Origin of the sequence: Sinorhizobium sp. 6-70, assembly GCF_030124375.1 — a bacterium.
Lineage (GTDB): Bacteria > Pseudomonadota > Alphaproteobacteria > Rhizobiales > Rhizobiaceae > Sinorhizobium.
In genome coordinates this window covers 1-14,714 of the sequence record NZ_JASKLS010000015.1, presented here as the reverse complement: position 1 = coordinate 14,714, position 14,714 = coordinate 1, and the positions used below count along the sequence as shown (strand labels likewise).

The window sequence follows — 14,714 nt, the reverse complement described above, 5'->3', positions numbered from 1 at the left end:
TTCCACAGCAGCCGATTTTGTCCATCGGTCTTGAGGCTGTGGCCCAGAACTTCGACAGTCGGGGATTTGCTTTCGACTTCCCATCCTGCTGGTGCGTTCTCACGCATTCAGTAAGGCACGGTCACGAAAATGCCGATTGACGCTTGCCTGCCGAACATCAACGTCGCCTCGAACGAGAACGGCAGCGGCGTCGCAAGCTACGCATCATTCCTGACTCTCCGGCCCGTATTCCTTCCGGGCAACGCAGCCGGCACTTTCGATCGTGGCCGACTTCATATCGGTGTCAGTTGACAGCTGTCAACGGCAGGGCGGTGGCACGGTCGCCTCGCGCCTCCTTCGGTCATGGAACCGCTGAGGCCGTGCGGATGCACGACACCGGCGCGACCAAGGAAAGACGCCGACCTTCGCTGTGAGCGTTGACAGCTGTCAACCGCGATAAGAGGCATTGACGTCGTGCGATGTGCGCGACCGAAAGCCAGCCGACCGCATTTTCCTGCGAGCGGGCGCCGATCCGCATATTAGCAGGGGAGAAAGGCCGGCAAGCCTGTGACGGAAAGAAATCGCGTGTTACCTTCCGTTTCGTCGATAACGCTTCGTCTTTAAAATGAGATACGAGACCCCGGATCCGCTCCATCCAACGCTGCTGCCGGCACTGATAGCGGCGGAAGACAGCCTTGCGCGTCTCGACGAGCGGGCCGGCCGGCACCCGGTTTCGGAGGGGTTTCGCGAGCGCGGGCAGTTCTTCGATGCGGCAGCGGCGCTCTGGGTCGCCGGCGAATTGGTGCATGTCGAGGATCTGGTCCTGCATGATGCGCACATGGATGCGCGCGCACCCTCTCACGAGTTGACCATCGCCCATGCGGTGTTGCGTGCCCGCCGTCGTTTGGATCTTGCCGAGCCGGACTGGGCGTTGACGAGCGCCGGACTGAACGTGCTGAGAGGCGAGGGCGGGGCGATCGCCGAGCACAACCATCGCCAGGAGCTATCGACCGACGCTCGCCGGGATACCGCGCTTGCGGAGAGTGAAGACGAAGCCGACGAAAATCCGCTCGCCGCTGAATTTGCCGAACTCGATGCGGCGATAGCTCGGTCTCAACGCTTGCTGGACGTTCACGCGAGCGGTATCGCCGAGATGGATTCGCTGTCGCCAGCCGCGAAGGCGAGTTCGGAACCCATGGGCCAACTCGGATTGCTGTTCGAGGAGGACTGGGACGAGGAGCAACGGCTCGATGCCTGGCGCGCCGTTCTGGCGACTGCCGATCAGTTGCCGGCTTCTCTTGGAGCGGCAGTCCTCTACGACGCCTGGGACCGCATCGAGCCACTCAGGCGGCAGCATTGGCTCGGCTCGCTGCTCGTCGGGGTCTACCTGCGTTTTCGCGGAAAGGTGTCTACGCATGTGCTGGCGTTCAACACCGGCCTGAAGACGATCCGCCACGAACGGCGCCGGTCGAAGGACAGGCTGACGCGGCTCGTTGCCTTCCTCGAGGCGATGACGGTGACGGCCGATCTCGGCATGAAGGAGCTCGACCGCCTTTCTCTGGCAAAGACGCAGATGGAAATGCGGATCAAAGACCGGCGTTCGAGCAGCAATCTGCCGGGATTGATCGATCTCGTTCTGTCACGACCGATCGTCTCGACGGCGTTGATCGCCCGCCACGTCGGCGTCACGCCGCGTAGTGCGCTCAATCTGGTCCGCGAACTCGGCGTGCGCGAGATGACGGGCAGGGGACGCTATCGTGGCTGGGGCGTGCTTTAGGGCAATTCCGGGAAAAGTGTGTAACGGTTTTCCGTCCGGAACTGCGTAGTTTCAGAGAGTTAGAGCATTTCACTGTTCAATGAAACAATGAAATGATCTAGCGCAACGGCGCTATTGCCGCTGCAGATTGATGTCGCTGGTAACAACCTTGTCCCCGGAGTTGGGATCGACATCGGTCGTCACGAGTCTCATGCCGTTCTGTCCGACCTTCTGCACGGTCAGGTTTGCGCTGCGGTCGCCGTTCACCAGCCGCGGCCAGCGGATCGTCAGATTGATCGCATTGCCCCGTCGGCTTCCGGTCAAGCCGGCCGGTCTTCCGCTCGGCCCGACATAGGTTCCGCTGTAGTTTGCCCCATTGAACTTCAGGTCGGCGCCGACGGCGCGCGACACGACAATGAGGCCGCGACAGGTCCCCTTCATCGACAGGGCCTGGCCACGCGCATCCGAATCGAAAACACAGGACACGTTCATCGGCGAGCGGTTGATCCGCACTTTCACCATGCCGCTGCCGGCCCATTTTCCCTCGAGTGATCCGAGAAATGCCGTCTCGTCGGCCTGCGCTGCCCCAACGGCAAAAAACAGGCTGCCTGCGGCCAGCAGTCGCTGCATCATCTTCGTGGGACCTCCCTCCCGAGGATCGGAATCGGCGAAGCCCGGGTGTGGCTCGCCGATTGCGTGTTGAACGCCCCAACCGGCATGAGGTTCCTTTCCGGCGCGGCTGTCAACCGTGAAGCGGCTGGCGGCCCCATTTGGCGTCGCTCAATCCTCCTCGACGAAGACCTCCTCGCGCTTGGCCTTGACGGCCGGCAGGAAGACGACGACCAGCACGATCGCCGCGATCAGCAACAACACCGCGCTGATCGGCCGGGTGACGAAGGTCGTCGGGTCGCCGCGCGACAGGATCATCGCGCGCCTCAAATTCTCTTCGAGCAACGGCCCGAGCACGAAGCCGAGCAAAAGCGGCGCCGGTTCGCAGCGCAGCTTCAGGAGAAGGTAACCGACGAGCCCGAAGAAGGCGACGGCGTAAAGGTCGTAGACGTTGGAATTGACGCTGTAGACGCCGATCGAGCAGAAGGCCATGATGATCGGAAACAGCACGAAATAGGGGATCTTCAGGAGCTTTACCCAGAGCCCGATCAGCGGCAGGTTCAAGACCACCAGCATCAGGTTGCCGATCCACATCGAGGCGATGATGCCCCAGAAGAGCGCCGGCTGTTCCACCGCTACATTCGGGCCGGGCACGATGCCCTGGATGATCATCGCCCCGATCATCAGCGCCATCACCGGGTTTGCCGGAATGCCGAGCGTCAGCAGCGGAATGAAGGACGTCTGCGCGCCGGCATTGTTGGCGCTTTCCGGTCCCGCGACACCGGCAATGGCGCCGCGGCCGAATTCCTCCGGCCGATCGGAGATGCGCTTTTCCACCGTATACGAGGCAAAGGCGGCGAGGATCGCGCCGCCGCCCGGCAGAATGCCGAGCGCCGAACCGATGACGGTACCGCGCACCACCGGCGCGAACATCCGCTTGAAATCATCGCGCGTCGGCATCAGGTCGCTGACCTTGGCCATCAGCACTTCTCGGGTCTTCTCGCTTTCGAGATTGCGCAGGATTTCGGCAATGCCGAAGACGCCGACGGCGAGTGCCACGAAATTGAGACCGTCGGCATATTCGCGGATGCCGAGGGTGAAGCGCGGCGTACCGGTATAGATGTCGGTGCCGACGAGGCCGAGCAAGAGGCCGAGCGCGACCATCGCCAGCGCCTTGACGATCGAGCCGTGCGCCAGCGCGACGGAGGAGACGAGGCCGACGATCATCAGCGAGAAATATTCGGCCGCGCCGAACTCCAGGGCGATCTCGGTCAGCGGCGGCGCGAAGATCGCGACGAGAAAGGTCGAGACGGTTCCGGCAAAGAACGAGCCGAGCGCGGCAATCGCGAGCGCCGCGCCGGCGCGGCCCTTGCGCGCCATTTGGTAGCCGTCGATCGCGGTGACCGCGGAGGAGGATTCGCCCGGCATGTTGATCAGGATTGCCGTGGTCGAGCCGCCGTACTGCGCGCCGTAATAGATGCCGGCGAGCATGATCAGCGAGGAGACCGGCTCGAGCTGGAACGTGATCGGCAGAAGCATGGCGATCGTCGCGGTGGCGCCGATGCCGGGCAGTACGCCGATCAACGTGCCCAGCATAACGCCGATCAGGCAGAAGAGAAGATTAGCCGGCGAGGCAGCGGTGGTAAAGCCGAGGGCGAGATTGCTGAAAAGTTCCATGACCGCCTCCTAGAACCGGACCCAGGGGCCGAAGCGCTCGAAGGGCAGGTTGAGCCCGTAACTGAACACCGCGACCGAGAAGACGGCCAGCACCAGCGAGATGGCGATCGCCCAATGCGGCTTCATGCGATGCGAGGCAAAACAGGCGATAAGCGCCGTGAAGAAGATTGCCGGAGCGAAGCCCAGTCCTCGTACCGTCAGCCCGAAAAAGATCGGCGCAGGCAGGATGAAGAACATGCCGCGGATTGCGATCGCCCCCATCGGCTCGCCTTGCACGCGCGCCGACTGCACGAGAATGACGGCGCCGAGCAGCGTCAACACGCAGGCCAGTAGAAGCGGGAAGTAGCCGGGGCCCATGCGGAAGGCGGTGCCGAGCTCGAGGCCGAGCGATTGCCAGACGAAGAACAGCCCGACAGCAGTCAGGATACCGCCGCAAAGGGCATTGGTGGTGTCGAAGGAGATGGATTTCATCGTGTCCCCATTTTTGTTCGGGAGCCGTTGAGCTGCGCTCCCTCCACTGCATGTTTCGTTAAATCCTAGCTTATTTAAGGATAAAAACATGCAGCAATTCAAAGTGCTGCAGCGTTCCTTGCGTGTCTCGAAGGACGCGCGGCACTGTAGACGAATGTGCTCGCCTCTTGTCCTGCGGGCAAGAGGCGCCGAACCGTCATCGAGTTGACAGCTGTCAACGTCCCGTCGCGGGCGCGGAATGAGGAGGGAATGAACAGCACCTCGCCCACATTCCCGAGCCGAATGCGTCCCTCACCGAACGAAGACAAGGCCGCCGCCGCCGCTCTGTCTTGCGACAGGCGATGGCGGCGGCAATTCCGTAACGCGGTTAGTCGGCGAACTGGCCGGCGGCCTCGATCACCGGCTTCCAGCGGGCGATCTCGCTTTCGAGCTTGGCCTTCAGTGCCGCCGGCGTTGCGTCCTCCTGGCTCGACGGTTCGGTGCCGAGTTCGGCGAAGCGTGCGACGACGTTCTCGTCCTTGAGCGCCAGCTGCAGCGACTTCGACAGGCGCTCTGTCACCTCGGCAGGCGTGCCCTTCGGCGCATAGATGCCGTGCCAGATGCCGACCTGGAAACCGGAGAGACCGGCTTCTTCCGCCGTCGGCAGATCAGGGAAGATCTTGAGACGGGCGGGAGAGGTGACGGCATAGGCCTTGATCGTGCCGCCCTGGATCTGCTTCGTCGTGTTCGTCGTCTGGTCGCACATCATATCGACCTGGCCGCCGAGCAGATCGGTCATCGCCGGGCCAGTGCCCTTGTACGGCACGGTCGTGAGCTGGGTGTCGATCGCGCTCATGAACATCATGCCGCAGAGATGCGATGCGGCGCCGATGCCGGCATTGGCGACCGTCACCGTGTCCTTGTTGGCCTTGACGTAGTCGATCAGCCCCTTGAGGTCGGTCGGTTCGAAATCCTTGCGGGCGACGATCGTCATCGGCACTTCGGTGACGAGGCCGACATATTCGAAAGCGTTCAGTGTGTCATAGGCGAGCTTGCGATAAAGCGTGGCGCTGGTCGCCATGCCGATATGGTGGAGCAGCACCGTATAGCCATCCGGATCGGCCTGGGCGACGCGACCCGCGCCGAGCGTGCCGCCAGCGCCGCCGACATTCTCGACGATGATCTGCTGACCGAGATCCTTCGACATGGATTCGGCGACGAGGCGGGCGACCGTGTCGGTCGGGCCGCCGGCCGAGAAGGGCACAACCATCGTGATCGAGCGCTCCGGATAATTTTGAGCGCTGGCAGAGGCGGCAAACAGGGAAACGGCGGCGACAGCGCCCAGAAGCGCTTGCAGAATTTTCATCTTTTCCTCCCGATGAAATTATGGACCAGCCGGCATGGTTCCTCCCGTGCCGGTACTGGATCGCCTATTTGCAGACGGGATTTTACCACAGACAACCGCCGCCTGCGGTCACATTGCCGATTTCCGCGCCCGATGCGCGCGATATGGGTGGATTTGGAAACAAAGTCGTCGGGCGATGGGTGGAAATCCACCCATCGCGTCGCTCAAGTCTCGAGGCCGGTGCGCCGGCGGAGATATCGGATTTCGGCTTCGGTGAGCGCCCGGACCGAGCCTTTCGCCAGGTCGCCAAGCTTTATCTCGCCGATCGAGACACGCACGAGCCGCAGGCACTCGAAGCCGAGCACGTCCAGCATGCGGCGGATCTGCCGGTTTCGTCCCTCCTGCAATTCGACCTCGATCCAGCTGTTGCGGTCGCCGCTTCTCAGCCGCTGCACGCTCGTGGCTACCAGCCGTTCACCGCCCTCGGTGACCCCTTCGATCATTCCAGCAACCGCGTCGTCACCGAAGACGCCGCTCACCTGCACATGGTAGATCTTGCCGAGATGCGTCTCCGGATCGAGCAGGCGCTGCGCCAGCACCGTATCGTTGGTGAAGAGCAGAAGCCCCTCACTCGCCTTGTCGAGCCTTCCGACCGGAGAGAGGAACCGCGCGTCGGCGGCGCCGAGGCAAGAATAGACGGTCGGCCGTCCCTCCGGGTCTTCGCGCGTGGTGACAAGCCCGCGCGGCTTGTTCAGCATCAGGTAAGTCTTTGCTTCCGCTGCTACGGTTACGCCGTCGACGGCAATCCTGTCGGCGTCGATGTCGACCCAGCGTGAAAGATCCGTCGTCGTTCGACCGCCGACGCTGACGCGGCCATCGGTGATCAGCTTCTCGGCTTGCGTGCGGGAGCAGTAGCCGAGTTTGGAAAGCGCACGCGCGAGTGTTACGCGCTTGCCGGCTTCGGCTTTCGTTTCGCCGCCATGTCTCTTCGGCGAGGGGCGTCCCTGCTTCACCACTTCCGGTCTCCAAGAGTGTTGGACCATGGTCCATCTGGCACAGTCGGCGCCGCTCCGCCAGGGTTGAAACCCATTGATTGTTGTAGCTTTGACACGAACATCAAGAGTGGTAGTCTCGCTTGCGACTTGTAGACAGGGCCTGTCTCGGAACGGTCAACCGCTTCCTTAGAAAGCGACGCATTCTCCGACAGGCGATTTGGGAGGCGTTGTCAATGATCAAGTCAATTCTGCGGGGCGTGAGCGCCTTCGCGGCGTTATCGCTGCTGCACATCGGAGGCGGCCCCTTTCTCGTAACGAATGCCTTTGCCCAGCAGACGGCCGCCGCTCCTGCAGCGCCGGCCGAGGCCGCGCCCGAACCGCTGACGGATGACGAGCTCGAGGTGCTGGTTGCCCGCATCGCGCTCTACCCGGACGAACTGGTGGCGCTGATCTCCGCGGCATCGCTCTATCCGCTGCAGATCGTCGAGGCCGAGCGCTTTCTCGAGGCCCGCGAAAAGAATTCCGAGCTGAAGCCGAAAGATAGTTGGGACGGCAGCGTCGTTTCGCTGTTGAACTATCCGCAAGTCGTCAAGATGATGAGCGAAGACCTCGAATGGACGCAGGCCTTCGGTGAGGCGATCGCCAACCAGCAGAAGGATGTGCTGATCGCCATCCAGCAATTGCGCGACGAGGCGGTGGCCAAGGACATCATCAAGACGGACGACAAGGTGACGGTGGTCGAGGAGGGTGACAACATCATCATCCAGTCGGCAAATCCGGAAACGATCTACGTGCCGCAGTATCCGCCCGAGATGCTTTATGTCCCGGATTATGCGCCGGCGCCGATTACATATTACGAAGAACCCTATCCCGCCTATTGGTATCCCGGAGCGGCCTTCTTCGCCGGCGCCGTCACCGGAGCGGCCTTTGCCGCCATCGTCGACTGGGACGATTGGGGTGTATGGGGTGGCCGCTGGGACGGCGACATTAACGTCGACTGCAACAAGTGCTTCAACAACATCGACTTCGACGGCAAGGTCAACTGGAACGACATCGACTGGAAGAATGTCGACCGCAGCAAGATCAATTTCGACCGCGATCAGCTGAACAAGTTCGATCGGACCAGCATCAAGAACGACATCAAGGCCAGGGGTGACAACAACCTCCGCAACCGTGCCGCCGAGATCAATCGCGACCGGCCGCAGGCACGCCCGGGTGGTGCCGGCGGTGGCCAACTCAAGGACGTGCGCAAGAGCACGCTGGAGGGACTGAAGGCGCAGCAGAGGCCGGCGGCGGGGACGCGACCGAACGTCGACCGGTCGGCAATTGCGGCCGCGCGGCCGGACGGCGGCAAGCCGAGCATCAACCGGCCGAAGGGCGGCAGCAAGCCTTCGGTCGACCGGCCGTCCGGCAAGAAGAAGATGGCCTCGAAGGCGCAGAACCGGCCGAAGAAACCGCCCGGCCTCGGCAATGTCAATTCCGGGCGGCGTGAGGTGGCCTCGTCGCGGCGCGGCGGCCACAGCATGGGCGGCGGTCATCGCGGCGGCGGACGGCCGCAGATGAGCCGCGGCGGCGGCAGGCCGCCGATGCACCGGGGCGGCGGGGGCCGCGGCGGTGGTGGACGCAGGCGCTGAGCGGAGGGAGAACGGCCATGACCAAGCTTTTGCACACACTTCTCCTCGGATCGGCGGTCTCGCTTGCGAGCGTCCTTGCGATCGACGCCGCTGTCGCGCAGACGCAGCAACAGCAGCAGCCGGACCAGGCGCAGCTGCCGGCCGGGATGGACGACTATGCCGCGGCGGAAGACCCGCCGGTGTTCGACGATCCATTGAAGGCGGTGGAAGCGTTCAAATCGGCGCTCGCCGCCAATGATTTCGATGGCCTGGCGAAGCTCTTGGGCCTCGATGCGGCAAAGCTCAGGACGGGCGAAGGCGTCATGGACACCTTCGCTCTCATTCGTGAGGGGGCGGCCCGCAATGTTGTCGTGCGCGACCTTGACGAGCGCAAGGTTATCGAAATCGGCGATCGCCTCTGGCCGCTGCCGTTTCCGATCGCCAAGGGCGATGACGGAAAGTGGGCCTTCGACACCTATGTCGGGTTGGAGGAGATCATCAACCGCCGCGTCGGCGAGAACGAGCTCGAGGCGATCGAAGCGGCGCGCGCCTATGTCGATGCGCAGAAGGACTATGCCGCACAGGACCGCGATGCGGACGGCGTCCTCGAATATGCCCAGAAGCTGATCAGCAGCCCGGGGCAGACCGACGGGCTCTACTGGCCGGCCGATCAGGGCGAGGAGACAAGCCCGGTCGGCGACGCGATCAGCGAGGCGGCGCTCGAAAAGGCGAAGGCCGGCGAGGGCTATTTCGGCTACCGCTTCCGCATCCTGAGCTCACAAGGGGACAACATCGCCGGCGGCAAATACGACTACGTCATCAACGACAACATGATCGCCGGCTTCGGGCTGATCGCCTGGCCGGTCACCTATGCCGAGACCGGCGTCAAGACCTTTCTCGTCAACCAGCAGGGCATCGTCTACGAACGCGATCTCGGCCCGAGCACCGACGCCATCGTGCCGTTCATCGACCGCTTCGACCCGGATGACAAATGGACCGTGGTGGCGGATTGAGGTCCTGCCGGTCGCGCCTGTCGAACCTGTGCACCAACTGCCTGCCGCTGCAACGGCAGGCAGTCTGCGCGCAGGCCGCACCAGCCCCAGAGCCAAGGCGGCCGAAAGGGCTCTCAGCGCCAATACAATCGCACGCAGGGTGGCGCTCTCGCGTTGAGCGCGAGTTGGGGAGAACTCTGCAAAGTGTCCGAAAGGTCGCTTTCCGCTTCCGAAAAACGCTGAAGTACGGATATACGGTGTAGTGTCATCAATTTATTGCGTAACCGCAGTCAAGTGGCGCGGATCTGGTAATGGTGTCAGAGGGGAATACCGATGCCTGAAGGGATGGATCTCCGCGCGCGCGGCGACAGCCTTGGGAAAGCTGGACGAAGAGCCGCCGGAGCGTTGTTGGCGCTTGCCGTATTGGTCGGATGCGGAGGTCATCCAAAGGGCGTGATGACGCCGGTGGCGCTGACGGCGCCGGCCAAGACCTCGCAGGTCGATATGCTGGTCGCGACGACGCGCCAGCCTTCCGGGAATCCTGCGACCCTCTTTTCCGGCGAACGAAACGCAGCGCTTTCCTTGACGGATGTCGCCGTGTCGATCCCGCCGGATTCGCAACGCAAGCCTGGTACCGTGCAGTGGCCCCGCCGCTTGCCTCCCAATCCGGAAACCGATTTCGCCGTGACGCGCGTGCACGAACTGGCATCGCGCGACGAGGCGCGTGCCTGGTTCCGCGAGAATAGCGTCGGCGGAAACATCCTCCTGTTCGTGCACGGTTTCAACAACACTTACGAGGATTCGGTCTTCCGGCTGGCGCAGATCGTGCATGATTCCGGCGCCGAGGCGACGCCGATGCTGTTCACCTGGCCATCCCGCGCCCGTGTGTTCGACTACAACTACGACAAGGAAAGCACCAACTATTCGAGAACGGCGCTCGAGGACGCTTTGCGCTCCTTGGCGAACGCCCCCGATGTCAACGAAGTCACCATTCTCGCCCATTCGATGGGGACTTGGCTGACGATGGAGTCGCTGCGGCAGATGGGCATTCGCGACGGCGGCATCGCGCCCAAGATCAAGAACGTGATCCTCGCATCGCCCGACATCGACCTCGATGTTTTCGCGAAGCAATTCGTGGAATTGGGCGAGAAGCGACCAAAATTCACGATCTTCGTGTCGCAGGACGACCGGGCCCTCGCTGTCTCGAGCTTCATATCGGGCGACGTCTCGCGGCTGGGCGCGATCGATCCGACAGCAGAACCTTACCGCACTCAGCTTGAAAGGGCGGGCATCACCGCAATCGACCTCACCAAGGTCCAATCCGAGGATAGCCTGCATCATGGCAAGTTCGCCGAAAGCCCGCAAATCGTGCAACTGATCGGCCAGCGCATCGTCAATGGCCAGACCCTGACCGATTCCCAGGTGACTTTGGGTGACAGCATCACCGCCGTTGTTGCCGGTACCGCCAAGAATGTCGGCACGGTCGCGGCGGCAACGATCAGCGCGCCCGTGAAGGTGCTCGAACAGCCGGTGCTGCCCAAAAAACGAACGCACCTGGACGAAACGCTCGGAAGCGGCGCGCATGCAGGAGCGGCTACCAACTAGGGTATCCCTGCTTTCAATCGTTGAAAGCGGATGAGATGCTCTAGAATCAAAGCGATATGGCGTCTTTCGTGCGTTCATTTGAATGCACGGCGCCCTAGCTGGCGTGCGCTTCGGCGACTCCGAGACACCCGGAGGATCATGCGATGAGCAATTTGAACGACAGCAGTTCCGAGGCTTTGCCACGCCCTACGGTCGGCAAGGCTGCACTGGCGGAGCTTCGGCGAACACCTCTCTTGGCGCTCATCGTATTCGTGCCTCTCGTCATCCTTCTGGAGCAGACGGCGCCAGAGGCGCACACGTGGCTGTTTCTCCTGTCGGTGGTAGCGATCATTCCGCTCGCTGCACTGTTGAGCCGCGCGACGGAAGCAGTGGCGGCGAAGACCGGCGATACGATCGGAGGCCTGCTTAACGCCACGCTTGGCAACCTGACCGAGCTCGTGATTTCGCTCGCGGCGCTGCAGGCGGGCCAACACCTGCTGGTCAAGGCCTCGCTAGCGGGCGCGATCGTCACCAACACGCTGTTCATGTTGGGCGGCTCCTTCCTCTTGGGCGGCCTCAAGCATCACTTGCAGGAATTCAACAGGGTGAGCGCCCGCTTCCAAGCTTGCCTGTTGTTCCTGGCGACGATTGCCATTCTGGTTCCCTCGGTCATCAGCGAAGTGGATCGGGCTCCAGCCGCCGCCTTCTCCCAGAAGCTGAGCCTGGGACTGGCGATACTTCTGATCGCCGTTTACGGCCTGGGCATGCTGTTTTCGCTGAGGACACACCGGGAGCTCTTCGCCGCCGTCGGCCACGCCGACGAGGATGAGAAACCATGGCCTCTTTCGGTAAGCATCGTCGTTCTGATTGTCGTTACGCTGCTGGTCGCTCTCGTCAGCGAGATTTTCGTCGGTTCGGTGCAGGTTGCCGCCGAGCATCTCGGGATGACGCCCGCGTTCGTCGGCTTCATCATTGTCGCCCTGGTTGGCGGCGCCGCCGAGATGACGACAGCCTTCTCGGCGGCGCGTGCCAATCGCCTCGATCTCAGCGTTGGCATTGCGCTCGGCAGCGCCGCGCAGATCGCGCTGTTTGTCGCCCCGGTTCTGGTGCTCGTCAGCTATTTTGTCGGCCCCGAACCGATGTCCCTGCAGTTCTGGCCGGGCGCGGTCGCGATGATGCTGGTCGCGACGATGGCCGCCACGCTGCTTTCCAACGGCGGACGCGCGGCTTGGTACATGGGTGTCATGGCGCTGGCGACCTATGCCATATTCGGCATGACGCTGTTTCTCCTGCCACCCGCAGCGCCGTCGTGATAGAGGCGGGGTCGGAGGCCCCGCGCGGATCTAGTCATGGTGCCGGTCCAGTCCCGGCTCGGCGCGGAAATAGAGGCGCTGGATGACGGCCATCATCAGCGCCGTAGCCCAGCCGAAGATGATCCAGCCATTGACCGCCTCGAACGTGGCAACCTGGCGCCAGTCCCTGCCGAGAACGATGTCGCCGTATCCCACCGTGGTGAACGTGACGGTCGAGAAATAGAAGGATTCTTCGAAGGTCGGCAAAGCGTTCGCGAGATAATAGAACGTCGCCCACAGGCAGACGTCAATTATGATTGGGAATATCAGGTATATTACCCAGGCAACCGTCACCACGGTCGGGTGGCGAAGCGCGAAATATTTTCGGTTCTCCTCCAGCCGGCGCAAAACATTCAGTCCGGCGGACATGAATAGAGCCTGAATGGCGACTGTCATCGCGATCAGGCCACAGGCAATGGAAAGCCGAATTATCACGATGCCTCCTTGGTCGGGCGGAGCGAAGCCGGGGCGCATTCAAAGCCCGCGTTACCGCGCCGCCGGATTTCCGAGCGTCAATCTAGCAAAGGCGGCCGCGTCGGTGAACACGGGTCGTCTGTGGCGCTGCGAGTGAGCGGGCAGGCAAGCGCTGTTCGATTCGACTTTAGTATGACTTATTAGGCATCGCTTATTTTTGATTGCCTTGTCCGTGCAATTGTGTAATCTCCTAATTGCGCGGACACATCTTCAAGCATTTTCCTTGTAGTTCCCCTGCCTTGATGATGTTCTGAAGACGTATTGCGGTGTCGGTGCTCAATTGCGTCGCCTCCATGATCTCCGTTGGAATTGAAGAGGCTCCGACTTTCCGTCGGAGCCTCTTCAGTTTGTCGGGATGCAGTGGGAATTATATTATTAGTTACTTGTGTGGAATTTTATATTCTTTCGTCCCTTTGCAATTCCCGGGTTAATACGTCGTCGCAGATCAAACGGGCCGCCGGAAAACCGGCAGAGACATTTCGCAGTGGCCAGCCGCGGCGCCGAAATTTTCGGATCACGCCGTCGCATGGCGGGTCCCATCGACCACCGAAAAGCGCAGGCGATATTCCTTGGGCGAGACGCCGAGAATCTTGCGGAAGATCTTCCGGTAGGCGTTGGTATCGTCGTACCCGCTCTGCCAGGCGACCTGCTCGATCGAGAGATAGGAGCGCTCCAAAAGCTCGCGCGACTTCGCGATCCTCAGCCTTTGGCAATATTCCGTCGGATTGAGGCCCGTCGCCTTCTGGAAGCGCCGGAGAAATGTGCGTTCTCCAAGGCCGGCGCGCTCGGCCATCATCTGCAGCGTCACGCCTTTGGTGCTGCTGCCGTGCAGCCAATGCTGGATCTTCAGGATGACCGGGTCGCCATGGTCGAGCTTGGGGGCGAAAACGCTGTAATAGCTCTGTTCGCGCGCGCCCGGGTCGACCAGCATGAAGCGCGCCGTCGCAAGCATCACGGCGGTGCCGAGCAGCCGGTCGACCAGCTTCAGGCCGAGATTGATCCAGGCCATCATGCCGCCGGCGGTAATGATGTCGCCCTCGTCGATGACCAGCTTGTCGGTGTCGATACGCACGTCGCGGTAGCGGTCGGCGATGAGGTCCTGGTGTGACCAGTGCGTGGTAACCGTGCGGCCGGAGGCAAGACCGGATTCGGCGAGCAGATAGGCGCCGCCGCAGACCGAGCAGATCGTCGCACCGCCGGCGTGCTGCTCCCTGATCCAGGCGGGCAGGTCGCCCATGCGGCTGCCGACCGGCAAATCCGCAAGCGTCGGCGGCAGGATGAGCGCGCTCAGTCCGCCCGACGGTCCCGGGTGAGTATCCACCGTTTTCCGGACCGTACCATCCTCCATCAATTGCCAATGGCTGACACGGACCTGGGGTGCTGCGGCTCCGCCCTGTTCGAGGCTCTGCATGCCGGCCACCTGAAACATGTCCGTCAGCCCGTAGATCGCCGACATCAGTGCGCCGGGATAGACGACGATGCCGATCTCGTCCGGGCCGGTTAATGCTGCCTTTGTCAATTCTGCCCCCATCGTTGTCAGCTTTGCCGGTCGTGAGGTTAGGCGGCCGAGCGTATCAATTCAACCAGCGCTCCGGAACGGAGGCGACAGGTTCAAACCACACGGAAAAGGAGAGGATCATGGTACAGTCGAAAGCAGTCACCGCCGCAGCAACGGTATCCCGCCGCAATGTCATCGCCGCCGCCCTCGGGGCCGCCACGACCGCCGCAGCCGTTCCGGCCGTCATCCGCCCGGCCAGGGCGCAAACACCCGCGAATGCAACCACCACAGCCAGCGAAGGAGCAAGGACCATGGGAAGCAGGATCGTCACCCGCGACGGCGTCGAAATCTATTACAAGGACTGGGGTCCGAAGGACGGGCCGGTGGTCG

General features: G+C 62.4%; 12 protein-coding genes and 1 pseudogene. 6 read left to right on the top strand and 7 right to left on the bottom strand.

Translation table 11 applies throughout. From position 1 onward, the window contains the following. The first annotated feature begins 604 nt into the window (after positions 1-604). Entirely contained in the window at positions 605-1,756 is a 1,152-nt protein-coding gene (locus QN222_RS24095) for an RHE_PE00001 family protein (RefSeq protein WP_283963237.1), read from the top strand. Between the two features lie 111 nt (positions 1,757-1,867). Here QN222_RS24095 and QN222_RS24090 read toward each other — a convergent pair whose 3' ends face one another. The 5 genes from QN222_RS24090 to QN222_RS24070 all read right to left on the bottom strand — a co-directional run bounded on the left by QN222_RS24090 (position 1,868) and on the right by QN222_RS24070 (position 6,829). Then, the gene (locus QN222_RS24090; RefSeq protein ID WP_283963238.1) at positions 1,868-2,368 is read right to left on the bottom strand and encodes a hypothetical protein; all 501 of its coding nucleotides are present in this window, start codon (positions 2,366-2,368) and stop codon (positions 1,868-1,870) included. Positions 2,369-2,515: 147 nt separating this feature from the next. Further along, positions 2,516-4,021, bottom strand: coding sequence for a tripartite tricarboxylate transporter permease (locus tag QN222_RS24085; protein WP_283963239.1), 1,506 nt, complete (start codon positions 4,019-4,021; stop codon positions 2,516-2,518). 9 nt (positions 4,022-4,030) lie between these two features. After that, entirely contained in the window at positions 4,031-4,492 is a 462-nt protein-coding gene (locus QN222_RS24080; protein ID WP_283963240.1) for a tripartite tricarboxylate transporter TctB family protein, read from the bottom strand. 367 nt (positions 4,493-4,859) lie between these two features. Beyond that, positions 4,860-5,837: a tripartite tricarboxylate transporter substrate binding protein BugD gene (locus QN222_RS24075; protein ID WP_283963241.1), complete on the bottom strand. Its 978-nt coding sequence runs from the start codon at positions 5,835-5,837 to the stop codon at positions 4,860-4,862. Between the two features lie 203 nt (positions 5,838-6,040). Continuing rightward, positions 6,041-6,829, bottom strand: coding sequence for a pseudouridine synthase (locus tag QN222_RS24070; RefSeq protein ID WP_283963248.1), 789 nt, complete (start codon positions 6,827-6,829; stop codon positions 6,041-6,043). A gap of 215 nt (positions 6,830-7,044) precedes the next feature. On the opposite strand from QN222_RS24070, the gene QN222_RS24065 reads away from it, so the two are divergent. The 4 genes from QN222_RS24065 to cax all read left to right on the top strand — a co-directional run bounded on the left by QN222_RS24065 (position 7,045) and on the right by cax (position 12,313). Next, positions 7,045-8,445: a DUF3300 domain-containing protein gene (locus tag QN222_RS24065; protein ID WP_283963242.1), complete on the top strand. Its 1,401-nt coding sequence runs from the start codon at positions 7,045-7,047 to the stop codon at positions 8,443-8,445. A 17-nt stretch (positions 8,446-8,462) separates the two neighbouring features. Then, entirely contained in the window at positions 8,463-9,437 is a 975-nt protein-coding gene (locus tag QN222_RS24060) for a DUF2950 domain-containing protein (protein WP_283963243.1), read from the top strand. Between the two features lie 312 nt (positions 9,438-9,749). Continuing rightward, the gene (locus QN222_RS24055) at positions 9,750-11,021 is read left to right on the top strand and encodes an alpha/beta hydrolase (protein ID WP_283963244.1); all 1,272 of its coding nucleotides are present in this window, start codon (positions 9,750-9,752) and stop codon (positions 11,019-11,021) included. Positions 11,022-11,164: 143 nt separating this feature from the next. Next, entirely contained in the window at positions 11,165-12,313 is a 1,149-nt protein-coding gene (gene cax / locus QN222_RS24050) for a calcium/proton exchanger (RefSeq protein ID WP_283963245.1), read from the top strand. 30 nt (positions 12,314-12,343) lie between these two features. Here the strand turns inward: cax and QN222_RS24045 are convergent, their stop codons facing one another. Both QN222_RS24045 and QN222_RS24040 read right to left on the bottom strand, forming a co-directional pair. Beyond that, the gene (locus tag QN222_RS24045) at positions 12,344-12,748 is read right to left on the bottom strand and encodes a potassium channel family protein (protein WP_283963249.1); all 405 of its coding nucleotides are present in this window, start codon (positions 12,746-12,748) and stop codon (positions 12,344-12,346) included. A 592-nt stretch (positions 12,749-13,340) separates the two neighbouring features. Then, complete coding sequence (locus QN222_RS24040; protein WP_283963246.1) at positions 13,341-14,345, bottom strand: GlxA family transcriptional regulator; 1,005 nt, start codon at positions 14,343-14,345, stop codon at positions 13,341-13,343. A gap of 119 nt (positions 14,346-14,464) precedes the next feature. Here QN222_RS24040 and QN222_RS24035 point away from each other — a divergent pair. Then, positions 14,465-14,714, top strand: a pseudogene (locus QN222_RS24035) (alpha/beta hydrolase); the annotation flags it as partial.

Bases quoted from the DNA above. Each gene is read 5' to 3' on its own strand.
- QN222_RS24095 (WP_283963237.1), top strand. From the start codon at position 605: ATGAGATACGAGACCCCGGATCCGCTCCATCCAACGCTGCTGCCGGCA.
- QN222_RS24090 (WP_283963238.1), bottom strand. From the start codon at position 2,368: ATGATGCAGCGACTGCTGGCCGCAGGCAGCCTGTTTTTTGCCGTTGGG.
- QN222_RS24085 (WP_283963239.1), bottom strand. From the start codon at position 4,021: ATGGAACTTTTCAGCAATCTCGCCCTCGGCTTTACCACCGCTGCCTCG.
- QN222_RS24080 (WP_283963240.1), bottom strand. From the start codon at position 4,492: ATGAAATCCATCTCCTTCGACACCACCAATGCCCTTTGCGGCGGTATC.
- QN222_RS24075 (WP_283963241.1), bottom strand. From the start codon at position 5,837: ATGAAAATTCTGCAAGCGCTTCTGGGCGCTGTCGCCGCCGTTTCCCTG.
- QN222_RS24065 (WP_283963242.1), top strand. From the start codon at position 7,045: ATGATCAAGTCAATTCTGCGGGGCGTGAGCGCCTTCGCGGCGTTATCG.
- QN222_RS24060 (WP_283963243.1), top strand. From the start codon at position 8,463: ATGACCAAGCTTTTGCACACACTTCTCCTCGGATCGGCGGTCTCGCTT.
- QN222_RS24055 (WP_283963244.1), top strand. From the start codon at position 9,750: ATGCCTGAAGGGATGGATCTCCGCGCGCGCGGCGACAGCCTTGGGAAA.
- cax (WP_283963245.1), top strand. From the start codon at position 11,165: ATGAGCAATTTGAACGACAGCAGTTCCGAGGCTTTGCCACGCCCTACG.
- QN222_RS24045 (WP_283963249.1), bottom strand. From the start codon at position 12,748: ATGACAGTCGCCATTCAGGCTCTATTCATGTCCGCCGGACTGAATGTT.